The 18,313-nt window shown below is 57.5% G+C and carries 11 protein-coding genes; 3 read left to right on the top strand and 8 right to left on the bottom strand.

The window, feature by feature from the left end; genetic code table 11:
• Nucleotides 1-167: 167 nt before the first annotated feature.
• From dacB to secA, 4 genes are all read right to left on the bottom strand, one after another.
• A complete protein-coding gene (gene dacB, locus LHW45_05215) occupies nucleotides 168-1,652 on the bottom strand; it encodes a D-alanyl-D-alanine carboxypeptidase/D-alanyl-D-alanine-endopeptidase (GenBank protein ID MCB5284971.1) in 1,485 nt (494 codons plus the stop codon).
• A 421-nt stretch (nucleotides 1,653-2,073) separates the two neighbouring features.
• On the bottom strand, nucleotides 2,074-3,354 hold the full coding sequence (locus tag LHW45_05220; protein MCB5284972.1) for an ABC transporter permease: 1,281 nt from the start codon (nucleotides 3,352-3,354) through the stop codon (nucleotides 2,074-2,076).
• Entirely contained in the window at nucleotides 3,351-5,570 is a 2,220-nt protein-coding gene (topA, locus tag LHW45_05225) for a type I DNA topoisomerase (GenBank protein MCB5284973.1), read from the bottom strand. Before topA ends, LHW45_05220 begins: the two co-directional genes overlap by 4 nt.
• 13 nt (nucleotides 5,571-5,583) lie before the next feature.
• Nucleotides 5,584-8,748 (bottom strand): preprotein translocase subunit SecA, encoded by a 3,165-nt coding sequence (gene secA / locus LHW45_05230; GenBank protein MCB5284974.1) that lies wholly within the window; start codon nucleotides 8,746-8,748, stop codon nucleotides 5,584-5,586.
• Nucleotides 8,749-8,981: 233 nt separating this feature from the next.
• Here secA and LHW45_05235 point away from each other — a divergent pair, with 233 nt between their 5' ends.
• Nucleotides 8,982-9,287 (top strand): hypothetical protein, encoded by a 306-nt coding sequence (locus tag LHW45_05235; GenBank protein ID MCB5284975.1) that lies wholly within the window; start codon nucleotides 8,982-8,984, stop codon nucleotides 9,285-9,287.
• 411 nt (nucleotides 9,288-9,698) lie between these two features.
• Here the strand turns inward: LHW45_05235 and LHW45_05240 are convergent, their stop codons facing one another.
• From LHW45_05240 to LHW45_05250, 3 genes are all read right to left on the bottom strand, one after another.
• A complete protein-coding gene (locus LHW45_05240) occupies nucleotides 9,699-9,875 on the bottom strand; it encodes a zinc-ribbon domain-containing protein (GenBank protein MCB5284976.1) in 177 nt (58 codons plus the stop codon).
• Between the two features lie 139 nt (nucleotides 9,876-10,014).
• Nucleotides 10,015-11,295: a hypothetical protein gene (locus LHW45_05245; protein MCB5284977.1), complete on the bottom strand. Its 1,281-nt coding sequence runs from the start codon at nucleotides 11,293-11,295 to the stop codon at nucleotides 10,015-10,017.
• Entirely contained in the window at nucleotides 11,292-12,734 is a 1,443-nt protein-coding gene (locus LHW45_05250; protein MCB5284978.1) for a TldD/PmbA family protein, read from the bottom strand. The genes LHW45_05245 and LHW45_05250 overlap by 4 nt, the downstream gene beginning before the upstream one ends.
• Nucleotides 12,735-12,927: 193 nt before the next feature.
• On the opposite strand from LHW45_05250, the gene LHW45_05255 reads away from it, so the two are divergent.
• On the top strand, nucleotides 12,928-13,287 hold the full coding sequence (locus LHW45_05255; protein ID MCB5284979.1) for an HIT family protein: 360 nt from the start codon (nucleotides 12,928-12,930) through the stop codon (nucleotides 13,285-13,287).
• Nucleotides 13,288-13,471: 184 nt separating this feature from the next.
• The gene (locus LHW45_05260; GenBank protein MCB5284980.1) at nucleotides 13,472-14,269 is read left to right on the top strand and encodes a LamG domain-containing protein; all 798 of its coding nucleotides are present in this window, start codon (nucleotides 13,472-13,474) and stop codon (nucleotides 14,267-14,269) included.
• 364 nt (nucleotides 14,270-14,633) lie between these two features.
• Here the strand turns inward: LHW45_05260 and LHW45_05265 are convergent, their stop codons facing one another.
• Nucleotides 14,634-18,011, bottom strand: a complete 3,378-nt coding sequence (locus tag LHW45_05265; GenBank protein ID MCB5284981.1) for a hypothetical protein — start codon at nucleotides 18,009-18,011, stop codon at nucleotides 14,634-14,636.
• Nucleotides 18,012-18,313: the final 302 nt, after the last annotated feature.

The raw sequence follows: 18,313 nt of genomic DNA on the forward strand, positions 1-18,313 counted from the left end.
GCCCGCAGATCAGAGTGATTTTGCTGGCAGCTGAAACATGCTTACTCGCATGTGTTTTGGCTGGGTTGGGAACATACCTTTGTTTTCGTGCCCCTGTAACTCTGTTCCTCTGTTTTGATAAAATCCTCTGCTTCTCTCCGAATTGATGATCCCCTGGAAACCGGAGCTCAATTCCCGGAATAGCGCAGCAGGGTGTTGCAGACCCGCGCGTGCCATTTTTTGGCGTTGGCGATGCTGCTCACGTTGTTGCAGATGATCACGAAGGCGTAGAGTTCGCCATCCGCGGCGCGCAGATAGCCGGCCAGGTTGCTCACATCGCGCAGGGTGCCGGTTTTTCCCCAGAGGCGGCTCTTGCCTTTGAGTTCGGTGAACCTTTTGCGCAAAGTGCCCTCCTCGCCGGGGAAAGCCAGGCTGTTGAGAAAGATGTCGAACCAATCCTGATGGCAGGCATGGCTGAGAGTGAGGCCCAGATGCGAGGCGGTGCAACGGTTTTGGCGGGCCAGTCCGGAGCCGTCGGTGATGTGGAAACCGTTTGTCGGGATGCCCCTTGCCGCGAGCAATTCCTCCACCCAGACCGCGCCGCTGTCCACACCCGCGCCGATGTTGCAGAGCAGGTTTTCGGCGAGCATGTTGGAGCTGGTTTTCAGCATCACGCCCAGGATATCGCGCAGCGGGAAAGAGTCGAACCCGAAGAGGACGCCGAGGCTGTCATGCGCGGCGGGATCTTCTTCCAGAGTGGTTTTTCCCGATATGGCCAGGCCTTTGCGGGAGAGGGTTTTGCGCAGCATCTGCAGTGTGAAGAGGGGCGGATTGCGCACCGCCGCGGTGAGATATTCCGGAGTGTTGACGCCCAGCTTTCCCTTCAGGGTTACGCTGCGGTTGTCTTTGGAAACCTGCAGCCAGATGCCGGCGGTGCCTTTCTGCGCCACGGTGGTGATCTGATTGTTGATCTGGAAATAGTTGTAGCCGTGGCGGGGACTCGCTTTGGCCTTGTTTCCCGCCTTGGAGGAGCCTTTGAGGTCGAAGCGCACCAAATTGGCGTTGAAAGAGAGGGCGCCCACCCCCGGCGAAAAGCCGTAGGGCAGGTTGTGGGCCTCCCAATGCGGATTGCAGGGATATGTGGGATAAAGGCTGATGTCTCCGATCAGATCGCCGCTGACCTTTCTGATGCCCCGCGCTTTCAGGGAATCGGCCCAAAGCTCGAAAACCCGGTGGGGCCCCTCCGGATAGAAATCATCCATCCAGGTGGGATCGCCGCCACCCCTGACCACCAAGTCGCCCCGTAAAACCCCGTCCAGAACGTCGCCGTTGGTGCCGATCAGCGTTTGGAAGCGGTGTTCGGGACCGAAGGCCGACAGCGCGCCGATGCCGGTGTAAAGCTTTTGCAGCGAGGCGGGCATCAGTTCCTTGTCGGCCCTGTATCCGTAGATCAGGCTGCTGTCCCCGGGCGCGTAAAAAGCCACCGCGACGCTGGCACCCTTCACCAGCGAAGAGCCCATCAGCTTGTCCAGCGCGGAATCGAGGGCTTGGGCATCCAGGTTTTGCCCGGATAACACGGCGGACAGAATGGCGAGCAAAGCCAGCAGCAGCCAAGCCTTGAGATATCCGGGGCCAGCCTGAGACCTGTGTCCAACAAGCGATTTATTGTTCATGCAAACAACCTTGCGGCCACGCCTCAGCCTGTCAATCGAAATTTAAGGCTCTCTTTCAAACCGAGTGGGTGGAAGCGATCAACCAGCCAGCAGCCCGGAGGGCGACAGATCATAGCGAGGGAGCGCAGCGCAGCGGAGCCCCTCGATGAACGGACAAATCAACAATTTTAACAGGCCTCCACCCCTCCCCTGAAACGCAAAACGTTTTGGGGGAGGGGTGGAGGCAATTTCCATTTGTTTTCTCTTGTTTCGTTACGAGGGGCTTACGCACCCTCGCTATCATTCTGCCGCCCTCACGGGCTGTGTCCACTTCGTTTGAAAGAGAGCCAAATCTGCTTTTTCTAGAATGCTCCGTAAACCTCCAGCTGCCTTCAAAGGGAATTGAAGGGAGCGTATGCCCCGAGGGACCATGCCCCGCAGGCTATTCGAAGTAGTAAATGGCTTTGATAGGATCGACGGAAGCGGCTTTCAGAGCGGGATAGAGTCCCGAGACAAAGCCTGTGGCGAGGGAAAAAAGCAGGCCCACCAGCGCGCCCTGGACAGGCAGATAGAGGGGGAAATCGATCGCCCGGCTGATGAGGCTGAGGGCGATCCAGGCCAGCAGAATGCCCAGCAGAGCGCCCAACAGGGCCAGGACCAGGGCTTCGAAGATGAAATAGTAAAAAATGTCCTTTTCCGTGGCGCCCACGCTTTTGCGGACCCCGATCTCGGTCATGCGTTCCTGGATGGAGATCAGCAGGGTGCTGAACAACCCGATGCCGCCAACGATGAGGGATATGGAGGCGATGGCGATCAGGGTGATGTTCCACTTTTCCATGTAACCCTCGATCTCGTCGGTGATGGTGAGGATCAGCTGCCCCACGTCCATGAAGCTGAAATTGGGATACATCCGGTGCCGGGCCAGCAGCAGTTGCCGGGCCTGGGTTTTCAGCTCGCGGAACTCCTTCTCGTCCCTCGCCTGGAGGTAGATCATATGCACGCCCTTGTTGGTTCCGAAACGGTGGGCGCCATATTTGAGAGGCACATAGACCGCGCTGAGCTCATCCTTGCGTTCCCAGGCGTTGAAGTTCATCCCGCTGCCGCTGGAAAGCTGGTCATCCTTGAGCACGCCCACCACGCGCAGGCGGTGTTCGCCCAGCTGCAGGATTTGTCCCACCGGATCGGCCTGGCCGTATTGCTCTTGGGCAAAGTGGAAGCCCAAAACGGCGGCGGGCAGCACGTTGTCGTTTTCATACTGGTTGTAGTAGCGGCCAAAGAGGATGGGATAGGTTTTGTTGGTGAAGAATCCGGTATCCGCGGCGCGGAGCTGGACCTGCTTGTCTTTGTTTCCAAGTTTTATCACAGCGGAGCTCATGATCATGGCGTAGCTGCTTTTGTGGGGCACGGAGGATTTGAGGGCCAGATAGTCGTCGTAGCTGATGGTGTCCACGCTTTGCTCGGCGCGGCGGAGGGCCCGGCGCAGGCTTCTGGGGCCGGAAACCTTGCCCGGCGAGTCGGCCGAGATCACCACCGACAGATCCCAGCCCATGCCTTCCATATTCTTGCTGATCAGTTGTTTAAGGGCATAGACGCTGGAAAACATGGAAACCACGGCCAGCACACCGATCACAATGCCCGTGAGGGTTAGCAGCGAGCGCAGCTTGTGGTTCATGATGCTCTGAAACGCGCTGCGCAAGGCGTCCCAGGCCGGAACGCGGGTCATTCCATGACGCTTTTGCACTGCGGACATTGCTTGTAGTTGCCTTTGGCCTTGCTGTACTTTTCGTAGATGAAGGGATGGCCGCAGTGGGGGCAGGCGATGGGCAGCGGTTTGTCGTTCGAAATGTATTTGCAGTCGGGATAGCGGGTGCAGGACCAGAAGGGTTTGCCCTGCTTGCTGCGGCGCTGGGTGATCTCGCCCTCGTGGCATTCCGGGCAGGTGATGCCGGTGGTTTTGGGGCGGGAAAATTTGCATTTGGGATAGTTGCTGCAGGCGATGAAGACCCCAAATTTGCCGCTCTTTTCCACCAGGGGGCTGCCGCATTGGGGGCATTTCTCATCCAGGGTTTTGGGCACCGAGATCACGATCCTGCCCTCGGCGTCGCGGCTGAAATTCTTGCTGTTGCGGCAGGCCGGGAAGCGGTTGCAGGCCAGGAATTCCCCGCCCTTGGAACGCTTGATCACCATTTTGCCCTCGCCGCAGACTTCGCAGACGATATCGGTTTCCTGGGTGAAAGCGCTCTTTTCCTTCTTGATGTCCAGCCCCTTGATCAGCTTGGTAAGCTCTTCATAATAGCTTTGCACCAGTTCGTGCCAGACGGCCTTTTTCTCCTCCACCTCGTCCAGCTTGGTTTCCATTTGGGCGGTGAAGCTCACGTTGAAGATGGCGTCGAAGTTGCCCACCAAGAAGCGGTTGACGTCGTTGCCCAGGTCGGTGGGAAGGAAGCTTTTCTTTTCCATGCCCACGTATTTGCGCTTTTTGATGGTGCTGATGATGCTGGAATAGGTGGAGGGCCGGCCGATGCCCTTGGCCTCCAGTTCCTTGATCAGTGAGGCTTCCGTGAAGCGCGGCGGCGGTGAGGTGAAATGCTGCGAACGCTTGAGGGCGTCGTGTTCCAGTTCGTCGTTTTTGGCGTAGGCAGCGTGGATCTGCGCGCCTTCCACCAGCATCACGTGGGGCCAGGCCTTCATGAAACCCTCCTCCACCACGCGGTTGCCGCTGGCGGCAAAGAAGGCCTCGCCCAGGCTGATCTTGGCACTTGTGTTTTCCAGCTTCACGGGCCTCATCTGCGTGGCCACAAAGCGTTGCCAGATGAGGGTGTAGAGCTTGAGCTGCTCTTTGCTGAGGCTGGCGGCGACGCTTTCCGGAGTGTGGAAGGCGTCGGTGGGCCGGATGGCCTCGTGGGCGTCCTGGGCCGAGGATTTGTTCTTGTAAACCCTGGTGGTGGCGTACAATTCATCCGCGCCGAAGCGCTCCCTGATCAGGTCGCGGCAGTTTTCCACAGCCTCCGCGGCGATGCGCACGCTGTCTGTGCGCATGTAGGTGATCAGACCGGTGGTTTCGCCCTTGAGGTCAATTCCCTCGTAGAGTTGCTGGGCGATGGACATCGTTCTGTCCGAAGGAAAGCCCAGCAGTTTGGAGGCTTCCTGCTGCAGGGTGCTGGTGATGAAGGGCGGCTGGGGCTGGAGGTCACGCAGGGTGCGTTTGATCTCGCTCAGCACGGCTGGGGAGGAGCTTACCCCCTCCGCGATCGCGATGGCTTTGGCCTCGTCCGGGATCTCGAACTTTTTACCCTGCCATTTTTCCAGGCTGGCCTTGAAGGGAGGAAACTCATCCTTCCAGAAGTTGGCTTCCAACCTCCAGAATTCCCGGGGCACAAATTCCCCGATCTCCTGCTCGCGCTCGCAGATCAGGCGCAGCGCCACACTCTGCACGCGGCCGGCGCTGAGGTCCTTGGCGATGACTTTCCACAGCAGGGGCGAAACGGTGTAACCCACGATGCGGTCCAGCACCCGCCGGGCCTGCTGGGCGTCCACCTTGGCCATGTCAACTTCGCCGGGCGCGTCGATCGAGGCGGAGATGGCCTTGCCCGTGATCTCGTTGAAAACTATGCGGTAAACCGGCTTGCCGGCCAGTTCCTTGGCCAAAACCTTGGCCAGATGCCAGGCTATGGCTTCACCCTCGCGGTCGTGGTCGCTGGCCAGATAGATCGCCGGAGCGTCTTTGGCCGCGGCGCGGAGCTCGCCGATGGTCTTCACCTTCTTTTTGTCGATCTCGTAAACCGGCTGGAACTGGTGGTCAACATCCACTCCCAGATCGTGTTTGGGCAGGTCACGCACGTGGCCCATGGAGGCTTTCACGGAAAACTGGTTGTGCAGGAGCTTGGAAATGGTGCCCGCCTTGGCGGGGGATTCAACTATGATCAAACCTTTGTTCATATCTTCCTCGTAGTCATTCGGGATCGGCGAAGCGCCCGCAGCAGTTCTTGTATTTCTTGCCGCTGCCGCAGGGACAGGGATCGTTGCGCCCCACCTTGGGGGCCACGTGCACGGGACGCGGTTTGGCGCCGCCGCCATCGTAAGGCCCGGAAAACTGCGGCGGCTGGCTGGCGTTTTGCGAGACCTGCAGGGTCTGGTCCTGGATGAAAGCGCTCATGTCCTCGTGCTGGGTTTTGGCGTTGTTGAGCATGCTGTCCATCTGTTCCTGGGAAAGGATGTAGGTGGTGAAAACCTTCTTGGTGACGTTGTCCTGGATGCGCGAGATGAGGTTCTCAAAAAGGCCGTAGCTTTCGCGCTTGTATTCGATGAGGGGATCTTTTTGCGCGTAGGAACGCAGATGCACGCTTTCCTTGAGCAGGTCCATCTCGTGCAGGTGGTCGCGCCATTCGTCATCCACCACTTCCAGCACACTGCGGCGTTCGATGTCGCGCATCACCTCCTGCCCCACTTGGGCTTCCTTTTTCTCGTATGCCTGCATCACCAGTTCCTGCAAGGTGTCTTCCAGCATGGCCTGGTTGAGGTGGTCGCTCTGCAGTTCCTCGGGGTCGATGGCCACGTTGAGGTTGTTGCGAAACCAGACGCAGAGCCGGCTCAGGTCCCAATCCTCGGGATAGCTGTTGGCCGGGATGTGTTCATTCACCTCGCGGACCACGGACTCGGCCACCATCTCCTGCACCTCGCGCTTCAGGGAATAGCCCTTCAGCACGCTGCGCCGGTAGGAATAGATCACTTCGCGCTGCTGGTTCATCACCTCGTCGTATTTGATGAGGTTTTTGCGGATCTCGAAGTTGTGCTCCTCCACCCGTTTCTGGGCCCGCTCCACCGTCTTGGTCATCCAGGGATGGCGGATAGCATCGCCGGATTTGATCCCCATCTTCATCATCATCGGCGCGATGCGGTCGCCGCCGAAGAGGCGCATCAGGTCGTCTTCCAGCGAAAGGTAGAACCTCGAGGTGCCCGGATCGCCCTGGCGTCCGGCGCGGCCGCGCAGCTGGCGGTCGATGCGGCGGCTTTCATGGCGTTCGCTGCCGATCACGTGCAGGCCGTCCAGAGGCTGGCCGTAGGGAAACTCGTCGGTGACGGCAAAGTTGATCCCGCGGTAGTTTTCCGTGCTCTGGGCCACCACTCCGGGGCCCAGTTTGATATCCGTTCCACGGCCGGCCATGTTCGTGGCGATGGTCACCGAGCCCGGCTCACCGGCGGAGGTGATGATCTCGGCCTCGCGCTGGTGCTGGCGGGCGTTCAAAACGTTGTGGGGAATGTTGCGCCGGCGCAGCAGCCGGCTGATCGTTTCCGAGACCTCCACGCTCACTGTGCCCACCAACACGGGTTTTTTGCGCTCGTGCCAGTAAATGATCTCGTCGATCAGGGCCTGGTACTTTTCGTTCTTGGTCATGTAGATCACGTCCTCGTGGTCCACGCGGGTCACGGGCACGTTGGTGGGGATGTTCATCACCGGAAGGTTGTAGATCTCGATGAATTCGGCCTCTTCGGTCACCGCGGTGCCGGTCATGCCGGACAGCCGCTCGTACATCCGGAAATAGTTTTGCAGCGTGATGGTGGCAAAAGTCTGCGTGCCGGCCTCGATGGTGACGTTTTCCTTGGCCTCCAAAGCCTGGTGCAGACCGTCTGAAAACCTGCGGCCCGGCATCTGGCGCCCGGTGAATTCATCCACGATGATCACCTTGTTGTCGATCACCACATATTCCTTGTCGTTTTCGAAGAGGGTGTAGGCCTTGAGCAGTTGGTTGATGTTGTGCAGCTTTTCGCTCTTGTCCATGAAGCGGTTGGTTTCCAGGGTTTTGCGCTTTATCTTTTCAGCTTCGGAGAGGCTTTCGTCCTCATCAACCCGGATCAGCACCTCGTCCAGGCTTTCCACCACAAAGAGGTTGTTTTCTTTGCGTGCCAGCAGTTCACGCCCCTTTTCACAGAGATCCACGCTGTTGTGGCGTTCTTCCACGGCGTAGAACAGCAGCTCGTCAAGTTCATGCATCTTTTTGTCACGCAGGTAGATGCCTTCCATGTCGCTGACCAGCTTTTTCAGCCGGCTTTCCTGCATCAGTTTGGCGAAGGCCTTGTTGCGCGGGGCGGCGCGCTGCACGATCAGCAGATTGGTGGCCAGGCGATCCGTGTCCGGGGCAGGGTTGTCCTCGCGGGTGTCTTCGCGGATCTCGCTTAAAACCCTCTGCACCATGCTGTTCTGCGCCTGCACCAGTTGGTGGATCTGGGGCCGGAGCTCGGGGTAGAAATTCTTGTCCTGGGCGATGGGGCCACTGATGATCAGCGGCGTGCGCGCTTCGTCGATGAGGATGCTGTCCACCTCGTCCACGATGGCGAAATAGAAGTCGCGCTGCACCAATTGGCGCTGCGAGACAGCCATGTTGTCGCGCAGATAGTCGAAGCCAAATTCGCTGTTCATACCGTAGGTGACGTCGCAGAGATAGGCTTCCTTGCGCTCTTCAAAGCTCATCCCGGTGGTGATGCATCCCACCCGCATCCCGTGAAAGTTGAAAATGGGCGACATCCACTCCGCGTCACGCGAGGCCAGATAGTCGTTCACTGTCACCAGATGCACCCCGCGTCCCACCAGCGCGTTCAAAAACAGCGGCAGAGTGGCCACCAAAGTCTTGCCCTCGCCGGTGGCCATTTCAGCGATCCTGCCGTCGTGCAGGGCCATGCCGCCGATCAACTGAACGTCAAAGGGCACCATGTCCCACTTCCGCAGATGCCCGCGCACCTCAAATTCCTGCCCCGCGATGCGGCGGCAGGTATCTTTCACCAGCGCGAACACCTCCGGCAGATAGTCGTCCAGGGTGGCTTTGGTGAGGGCCTTGAGCTGTTTTCTGGTCTCGTCGATGCGGTTGTCGATGCGGTTGCGTTCGCTTTCCTCGCTTTCCTCGCGGAAGCGGTGTTCCAGCTCTTCCAGCGCTTCCCGCAGTTCACGCAGCGTGTCCGCGATCTCCCCACGGATGGCTGCCACCCGGTCCCGCAGCTGATCGTCGTCATACTGCTGCAGGCCCTCGAAGATGAGGTTGATGGCCTGCACCTGCGGCGAATACAGGTTCAGGTCGCGGGTGCCTTTGTCACCGAACATCTTGCGGAGTAATTTTTCCAGCATAAATTGGTTCCTTTTATTCATTTCCGCTGGCCTGAGGCCGGGCCGGCAGAACATCAGTTTTTTGTGGTTGGGTCAGAAAATCGTTTCCCCCGATTGTGTCAATACTTTAAATGCCTTCCGAAGCCCGAAAGCACCATCGGAAAAAGGACTTCGGCATCTTTTTGCTTGACAGCCAGACCGCCCGCGGTTTCGGCTGGGCCAGATAACAATAATACTGACAAAAGGTGCAAACCATGACAGCAAGAATCCTGATCGTCGCCGCCCTTCTGCTGCTGCTGGCGGCCTGTGCTTCCAACCAGGACGCCTCCGGGTCCAGCTCCGCGTCCGAATATGGCTATCTGAACCTGGCTGGCAGCATGATAAACCGCGAAGCCTGGGTGGACGGAACCCAGCTGGGCGTGGATCCCGAAGCCGACAGCAACCGCGTCCGCCTCAAAGCAGGGCCCCACAAACTGGAGTTCCGCTCCTCAAACCGCATTTTGCGGGCCGAAGACATCCTGGTGGAGGCCGGCCAGACCGTCGAAGTTACCGTGCCCTGATAGATTCGGGAAACAGAGAAAAAGGTAAAAAGAGCAAAGGGTTTCACGCAGATCACACAGATGGCATAGATTGGTTAAACAGGTTCAAACCGGACTGTCATTCCGGGGTAGGGGCCCCGGAATCCAGGCCTGGCGTGAATAGCCAAACCTAAGACCGGGCCGGTGCGGGCTCGATGCAGACTGCGTTTGGATCGATGCCCGGCCAAGGCATTATCCGGACCGTCTGGATTCCAGGCCTGACTACGTTATCCCGGAATGACGGAGCGCAAAGGTCTTCAGTTGATACAGCCAGAGACAGTGTTCCACCCTTCCACCCCTCCACGAACCAACCTTTTCTCTGTTTTCACCTATTCTGCAAAAAAAGAACCGCCGCCCAAAAAGGACGGCGGCTGTAGCTTAGATCAGGCTAACTCAATAAGAGTCGCGTTGAAATCTGTTGCGGTTATACTGCTGCTTTTTGGCCTTGCGGCAATCCGGGCAGCGCTGGGGTTCGTTGGTCAAACCCTTTTCCTTGTAAAATTCCTGTTCGCCTTCGGTGAACACGAATTCTTTCGAGCAGTCTTTGCAAACCAATGTCTTATCTGGCATGGCTTTCTCCTTTGTGTTTGGGACATCTGACATTCGGGTTTGAGGCTCTCCCAGAACAAAAAGGAATAGGCTCATGGAATGTTAATCCCTGTATGGTGTGCAAAAACTGCCGGGCCGGTATTCTGTCAATCATTATTTTTCAGAAAGTGGTTTTATCCACGAAATTGAAATCATCGATCAACATGGTGGGTATGTAGCTGACCAGGAAGGGCAGTTCCTGTTTGCCCAGGGCCAGGATCCGCCGGGTGGCGTCGTGGGGAATCTCGTTGAAGCGCAGGTTGTTCACGGCGTTTTTCACCTGTCCGTCTTCAAAGTAGAGCACTCCGTCGCGGGTCATGCCGGTGAATTCCCCGGCCTTGGCGTCCACGGTGCGGATATACCAGAAGCGGTTGATGATCAAGCCCCGCGGCACCAGCTTCATCATCTCTTGCTCACTGGCGTCGCCACCGGGGATGTAGTAGTTGAAGAGGCTTTGCGGCCGGGCGTTCTTTTCTTTGGCCCAGTGCCGGTTTGTGGGCAGGTTTTGCAGCACGCCGCCATCAACCCAGCTGATCTCCGTGTTGGCTATGCCTTCGCGGTCGTAGGGCCGGGCATAGAGACGGGGCTCCTTGAGGGTTGAGCGCAGCGAGAATTTTTTTCCGAAGAAGGGCTGGCCCAGCTGGCCGGTGTAAGGCGTGAAACCTTCATCGCTCTGACGCCGATTCATCATCCAGCCCATATAGAACAGCAGTTCGCCGATCGCGCCGGGACGCAGGATAACAGGGATCCTGCAGGCGTCGAAATCTTTCATCGTCCGCAGGCTTTCCGCCTGGGCGAGCAGGCGTTCAAACTCCTGTTCCAGCGAGAACGCGCCAAAATCCTTGGCGTCATAGGAGACCTTGGTTTCCACCGCGTCCTTTTTGAGGGTCATGGAATGCCCGAATTCCGTGTGCGCATCGCTGCCGGAGAAACCGTTTCTGGTGAAGAGGCAGCTTTCGTGGAGATGCTTTTCGGTCATGCCGGAAACCGTGGCGCCGTAAGCCTTGGCCTTGTCGATGGCCTGGGCCACGATCTCCACCATCTTGGCGGGCTCGAGGTCGCGGGTGGCCGGATCGCAGTTGTTCACCTCGGGCAGCGTCTGCGCGCCAACGCTGGGCAAGTATTCCGGGTCAGGGCGGTTCAGCCGGGCGATGTCTTCGGCGGTTTTGATCAGATGCGCGAGGGTGGCCTCATCGTCCTGGTTCACGCTGCAGGAGCCTGTCTGCTGGCCGAAAGCGACCTCCAGGCCGATCTCCAGCCCGGGCCCCGCGATGTGCTGGGTGATGCCGTTCTGGGCGAAGCGGGTCTCGTGGCTGTCGTGGGAACTGATGCTCAGGCTGTAATCGTCCGCCTGGCAGTGGCTGCGGATGTATTTCTCGATTTGTTCGAACTGCTTGTTCATTGGGAACCTCCCACGCGGATGTTGCGAAATCTTGCTGTGGCGGCGCCGTGCGTCATGCGCGCCGACTGGCTGGGCTGGCCCTTGCCGCAGTTGATCACCCCGAAAGGTCGCCAGTGGCGTTCATCGCAGATGGCGTCGCAGCTGTTCCAGAATTCCGGGTTGCAGGATTTATAGATCACCTTCTTGACGGGCCGGAACAGCTTGCCGTTCTTGATCTCCCAGAAGAAATCGCCGCCGAACTGGAAGTTAACGCGGTGTTGGTCGATGGAAAAGCTTCCCTGGCCTTGGATGTAAACCCCGTCCTCGGTATCGGCGATGAGTTCGGACGGGCTTAGTTCCTTGGTGCCGGGCAGCAGATAGAGGTTGGGGATGCGGTTGATGGGCTGGTCGGAATAATAGGTGGCGCGGTTGCAACCCCGGGAATACTCCAAACCTATCTCCATCGCGGTGTCGCGGGTGCTGCCGTATTCGTTCAGGATGCCGTCTTTGATGATATGCCATTTCTGGCCGGGCACGCCGTCGTCGTCGAAACCAAGCGTGGCCAGGCCCTCGCTTAAGGTGTTGTCGCCCACAAAATTGATGATCTCGCTGCCGTAGCGGTAATTTTTCAGCTTTTCCGGGGTGGCAAAGGAAATGCCGGCGTAGTCAGCTTCCCAGCCCAAAACGCGGTCCAGTTCGGTGGGATGGCCCACGCTTTCGTGCATCGTGAGTCCCAGGTGAATGGGATCCAGGATCAGGGTGCGCCGCGCTTCCGGACCCAACGGTTCGGCTTTCACCTTGATCAGGGCTTCCTCGGCGATCTGCTTTGCTTTTTCCGTCAGGTTCAGGCTTTCGATCCATTCCCAGCCGATGGCCTTGCCGCCTTCTTTGAAGCTGCGGCTCTGGCTGTCGCCTTCATGCACCGCGGTGGCAGTGATCATGGGCGTGATCCACTGGGTGTTGGTTTCCAGCCGCGTGCCCAGGGTGGAGCCAAAGAATTTCTCGTCCCGGTGCATGATCAGGTAAAACATCGCCCGCTTCACCCCTTCAAAGGCCAGCATGCTGCGGTTGACCTCCAGCATCAATTCCACCTTTTCCTTCATCGGCACGTCGCGCGGGTCGATCTTCACCGGGGTCTCGTAGGTGGCAATGTAGCTGCGTTCCGGGGCCAGGCGCAGCTTCTTGTTCTTGTTCACGGAAGCGGACAGGGTGGCGATCTCGGCGGCGCGGCGCACTGTCTTGAGGACCGCCTCGTCGCTGAAAACGTTGGAATGGGCGAAGCCCCAGGCCCCGTCCTTGAAAAAGCGGACCCCGTAGCCGTAAAGCACACTGTTGGATGTGTTTTTCAGGCTCAGGTTCTGCAGATAGATCACCTCATCGGTGGTCTTCTGAACGCGGATGTCGGCGTATTCAGCGCCGAGCTGCTCCGCCGCGTTCATGGCCAGATCGAGATATTTCATCAATCCTCCCAATTGGATTTTGGCTTGGTTGTAACGCCTTCAGACTTTGCAACCTGCCTTCCAATCCAGCAAAAAACCCCGCCTCCGCTTGTCAAGCCGGAATTTCCCTTTGACAGATATGCCCCGCCCTGCCAAGCTATCCCGGTTCGCCAACTAACTGAGAAACAGATATTTAAAGAGGTATCTAAACATTATGGACTGCCCTTTTTGCGCCATCAGACCGAACCGGGTACTGCTGGAGAACGAACATTTTTTCGCCATCCGGGACATCCACCCCATCTCGGAAGGACATTGCCTCATCATCTCGCGCCGCCACGCGCGCGATTTCTTTGAGCTCAGCGCTCAGGAAGCCACTTCCCTGCTTGACCTCAGCCTCAAGCTGCGCGAACTGCTGCAGCGCGATCACCATCCCGACGGCTTCAAACTGCTGATGAATTGCGGCGCCGCCGCCGGACAGAGCGTTTTTCATTTCCACCTGCACATCATTCCCCGCCACACTGGCGATAGAAAGAACTTCCGCCGCATCGCGGCTTCGCTGAAAGAGGTGCTGTGACCCACTTCGTCCTGGCCGCGCCCAACCTTAAATGCCAGCCAGTGGGGACAGGACCAAACAGCCAGGGTTTACTGCGGGTTTATCCGGCCTCCCAGTCCGAAAAAAAACATTGACATGATCTGGCTGAAGCGATTTATATGCCAAATCATCAAATAAACCCCATAACAACATCTGGAGAACCGTCATGAAGAAAGCGCTAACCATGCTGGCCCTGGCCTGCCTGACCCTGGCAGCCTGGGCCACAGACCTTGTGATCGAACAAACGGATGGCACCACCATCCGGATAAACACTTCCGGCATCAGGAGAATGAGCTTCGCGGAATCCGCCCAGGAAACGCAGCAGGACTGGACATATGAGGGTTTGCTGGCGCACTGGGCCCTGAACGGAGACACTTTCGACTACAGCGGCGCGGGCCTCAACGCCACCAATGCCGGCGCTAAGCCCTGCGCGGGCATTAACGGCAAGGATGGCTGGGCGATGGGCTTTAAGGGAAACGCTGCCAACGGAGATGAGGGAGGCCACATTTTGCTGCCCCATCTGGATCTCGCTGAATACAAGCAGCTAACCATCTCCCTGTGGGTTAAGGAAAACGGCATGGAAAACCTGGATGGCGAAGCCTACATCTTTTTCGGCGACCACTTTGAAGGCTGCCTGGGTATCGCGCATTTCTACGGCAACATTGAATTCCTGGCCAACGAAAATACCATCAAGATTCCCTACCGGCAGGAATATACGGATAACTGGGTGCACTACGCCCTTACCTCGAAAGACGGCTCCATCACCGGCTATATAAACGGCCAACTGGTTGGCAGCCAAGCCCATGCCCCGCGCGTCGCCGGCAACAACGCCGCCCTGGGACGCCACTGGTGGGGCAAAACCGGCACCTCCACCCGCTTCACGGGTTGCATCGACGAAGTGCGCATCTACAGCCGCGCCCTTTCCCCTGAGGAACTGGTCGCCCTGAGCAAAGAGGGCAGATAACCCCGGCAATTCTCCAGCGGTTACCACCATGCCCAGAGTGGATTGAACCAAAAACCCGTTTGGCCCCCAATATCAATACGGTATCAATACGGAATCAATACGGATTTCATCCGTAATGATTCCGTATTGATACCGTATTGATATTGGGGGCCATGGTTCAGGGGTGGCGCAAACCGATATGCTACTTCACCCCCACGCTGATAGACGCCAAGATAAGCTCTGTCTACGGTTCAGACTTACAACGGCACCCCGCTCCGGCGCCAGCCTTTGGAGAACAAGCCAAAGCAAAGCCAAAGATCCGCGATACCAATTCCACGCATGTCTTTAGCGCCGCGGATCTCTGGCAAAAACCGCCACTGCTTTCTTAAGGCAAGGTGATGGCGGTCACATAATAAAAGGCTTTGGGCAGGGTCAGGTATTCCGGGTCCCCCCAGAATAATTCGGTTGTGACGTGGATGGCCGTGAAATCGATCCCGGGATCAAAAGAGCGGTAGATGCGGTAACCGTCTGCGCCGTCAACCGGCAGCCAGTGCAACACACCTTCTGCGTCGATGCTAATATCCGGCGGTGGCAGATATCCGCCGGCCGTGGTGAAGGTCCAGACCGGCGATACGCTGGTTAATTCAGTAAGAACGTCGGTGATCCGCACGTACCAGTGATAGGCTTCATCATCCAACAGGTTGGCCTGATTGAACACGAAGATGCCGTCCACCAGCAGTTCGGTCCCCGTTCCGCTGTACACCGGAGGTGCTGGAAAACTCGGATCGATGTCGCAGAAAACATCGAAGAAGCTCTCCACCCACCAGTCGGGATCGGTCTGCCATTCCAAGTCCACACCCTGGAAGGGCAGATCCTCCGCTCCGTTAAGAGGCGAAACCAGGATGGGCGGTTCGGGCGGAAGGTATCCCCCGGTGGTGAATTCCCAGACATCCGAGCAGCGGTACCAGTGATCGATCAGGTCGTTGACCCGTACATACCAGTAATAGGCCTCTTCGTCCAGCAGCAGCGGGTGTTCATAGACCCAGCGCGCCACGTAGGGGAACACGGGGATGCCGGGGCCGGTGTAGATGGGCGGTTCCGGGAAAGCCGGATCGATGGAGACGAAGACGTCGAAGAAGCTGTCCGGCGGATACATGGGCATTTCCCAGACGAACGGGACGTGGCGGGGCGGCACTGCTTCCGCCAGATCCGGAGGCGAAACCAGGATCGGAGGAGGGTACACCAGCTGGGTATCCTGGGTTATGAAATCCCAGATGGGGGAATAGTGCTCCTCCATCGTGCCGGTCAGCGTTAGCCTGATCCGCCAGTAATAAAGGGTGCCCAGCTGCAGTTGCGGGGCATGGCAGTAACGGCGAAGCGGGTTGAGGGGGCTGATGAGGCCGGGGCCGCTGTAGATGGGCTCCAAGCCGCTGAAATCCGGATCGATATCCACCCAGACGTCGAAGAAGCTGTCCACCGGCCAATCCTCCCTTCCTTCATCGGGCGTGCCCCAAACCATGATCAAACCGGCATCCTCCACGCTGGGCTGGTGGTTGGAAGGATAGATGTAAAGGTCGCTGGGCCAGAAGGGATCGGGCTCGGTCTCGGTGCTGAAATACCATTCCTCCACGAACTCCGCCTCGCCTTCAATGTTGAAGGGAACCACCTTCCAGGTGTAATCATAGCCGTATTCCAACAACCCGATGGGCAGTTCGTAATCCGGGTCCCGCACATAGGGCACATATACATAGTCGACATTGTCGGCCGGGAAATAGACCTTAAAGCCGTCCGGCTCTGCGTAGCAGGAATTGGGCAGGTAGGACCACCGCAGAAAACCGGTATTGATGGCCACGTTTTGCGACGCGATGCCGGGAATGGGATTTACTGCGTTGCCAGGCAGCAGGCTGTACATGGTGAAGGTGATGCTTTGGTTGCCGGACAGAGGCGGGAAGAGCTGGGAACCTGGAACGAAGTAGTAGAAGGGACCTGGCGGATAGGGCGTCACCAGGGGCGAAAGGCCGGCCGGCACTTTGAAGTTATGCGAGTTGTTGAGAGGAATGTTGACATGGGTGGGGATGCAGGCTGGAACGCAGCTTACCCGAGGTGACAGCCAGTAGTTTGAAGGAAATTGCAGGGTGGTGGCCAGGGTCACCGCGAGGTTGTACAAGGCAACTCCCGAAGGCCCTGTCGCGAAATAGAAAGTGGGCGAATCCCAGACCTCCGGTCCGCTGGTGTAGCGTACTTTCCAGTAATAGTCCTGCTCCCCGATCAGGGGCGCAAGGTAGAATTCGAAGCTGTTACCGGTGACGGGGGTGAGGGGTCCCGAGTAGGCAGGCGGATTGGAAAAGCCGGGATCGAGGTCGCAAAAGACATCGAAGAAGCTGTCCGGCACCCAGCCTGGCTGTTCGAACTGCAGGTTCACGCCGGCGGCGGAAACACCCTGTTCTCCGTCCGCGGGCGATATCAGGACTGGCGGGCCGGGTTGGGATTGGGTGCTGAAGGTCCAGATCTCCACGTTTTCCGCTTCGCCATATGTGTTGTAGGGGACCACCTTCCAGGTGTAATCCTGGCCGTAAGCCAGGGTGGGGATGGGAACCAGATACTCGGTGCGTTTCCCCGTGTAGGGTATGATGGTATAGGGCGTTTGTTCATAAGCGGGAAAATAAACGGCAAAGGCGTCCGGCGTACCGTAACCGGTCCATTGGTCAAAATTCCATTTCAGGCAACCGATGTTGATGGAGGCATTGGAGGCAAGGTCAATAGGCACCGGGGTCCCAACTGGCGGGGGCAGCAGCGTGTTCAGGGTGAAATTGGCGGTCTGGTTACTCTGGATGTTATTGAACTGAATGGGGTAAGGGCTGAAGAAATAGGAAGGGCTGGCGACAGGCAGAGTGGGTGTGACGATTGGATTCAAACCGTTGTTGACCAGATAGTTATAGGTGGTCCCGAAGGTCATTTTCCTGGTCCAGGGAGCGCAGGCCCCGGTGCAGGTGACGTAAGCCCAGGTTCCGGTGTAGCTGGAGTTGTTGGTCAAAGTAACGCTTATGGTGGAACTCGGAACGATGTAAGTGCAGGTAAGGAAGCTGTAAACCTGGGAGTCAAGCACGTAGTTTTCCACAGGGTGGTGGTAACGCACATACCAGTAATAGGTCTGGGCGTTGAGCAAAGCTGGAACGTAGTAGTGAAAATCCATCCGGTCCGGATCAAGAAGGCCTGAGAACTGCTCAGGATTGGGGAAATTGGGGTCGATATCCAGGAAGATGTCGAAAAAGCTGTCCACATGGTACTGCCAATCATTCATGTGAAAGACCAGGTCGATCCCCCCGGTCGGGATATCCGTTGCCTGATCGGCGGGATAGATCAGCTGTGGAGGCTCCAAAGGCAGAGGGGCGGTGAGGAAAAACCACATGTCCGATTCGCTGGACAGCATGGACATCATGTCCGTGACCCGGATCTTCCAGTTATAAGTCTGCAGCGGAAGCAGTTCGGGGGCGGGGAAATGGAATTCGAAACCGGTGAAAAACTCCATGGCCGGCCCCTCATAGACCGGCGGCTCGGGAAATCCTGGATCGAGGCTGAGGTAAACCTGGAACCAGTAATCGGGAGTATGGTCCGGCTGCATCCAGACCAGTTCCGTGGCCTGGGGCGGCAGATCGGGCTGCCCGGGCATGGGAGAGATCAACTGGGGAATAAGGGGTTGGGCGAAAAGAGGGGAAACTGCCAAAAACATCAAGAACGCCAGGCAAATCAGTGCTTTTTTCATGGCGATACCTCCTAGGATCGGAGTTCAAAAAACACAATGAAGCATCCTACTTATATCAGGGATACTCTTCTGGGACGGAATACTGAGAAGGTGCTATTCGAAACACCTCTTCCCATTATCACATATAATCTATCTCGCGGGCAATTCAAAGTAAATGGAAATTCCTTGTCAAGAGAAATTTGAACAATGTTCGCAATATATTGTGGCGCACAATCCACAGAATAGTGAAATACCCTGTTAGGGAGGGATTTTGTCGAGGTTGAAGCAAAGGTTCTTAGAATGCCAGTTTACAGCAGGTTAAT

The sequence above is a fragment of the Candidatus Cloacimonadota bacterium genome (assembly GCA_020532085.1).
GTDB lineage: Bacteria > Cloacimonadota > Cloacimonadia > Cloacimonadales > Cloacimonadaceae > Syntrophosphaera.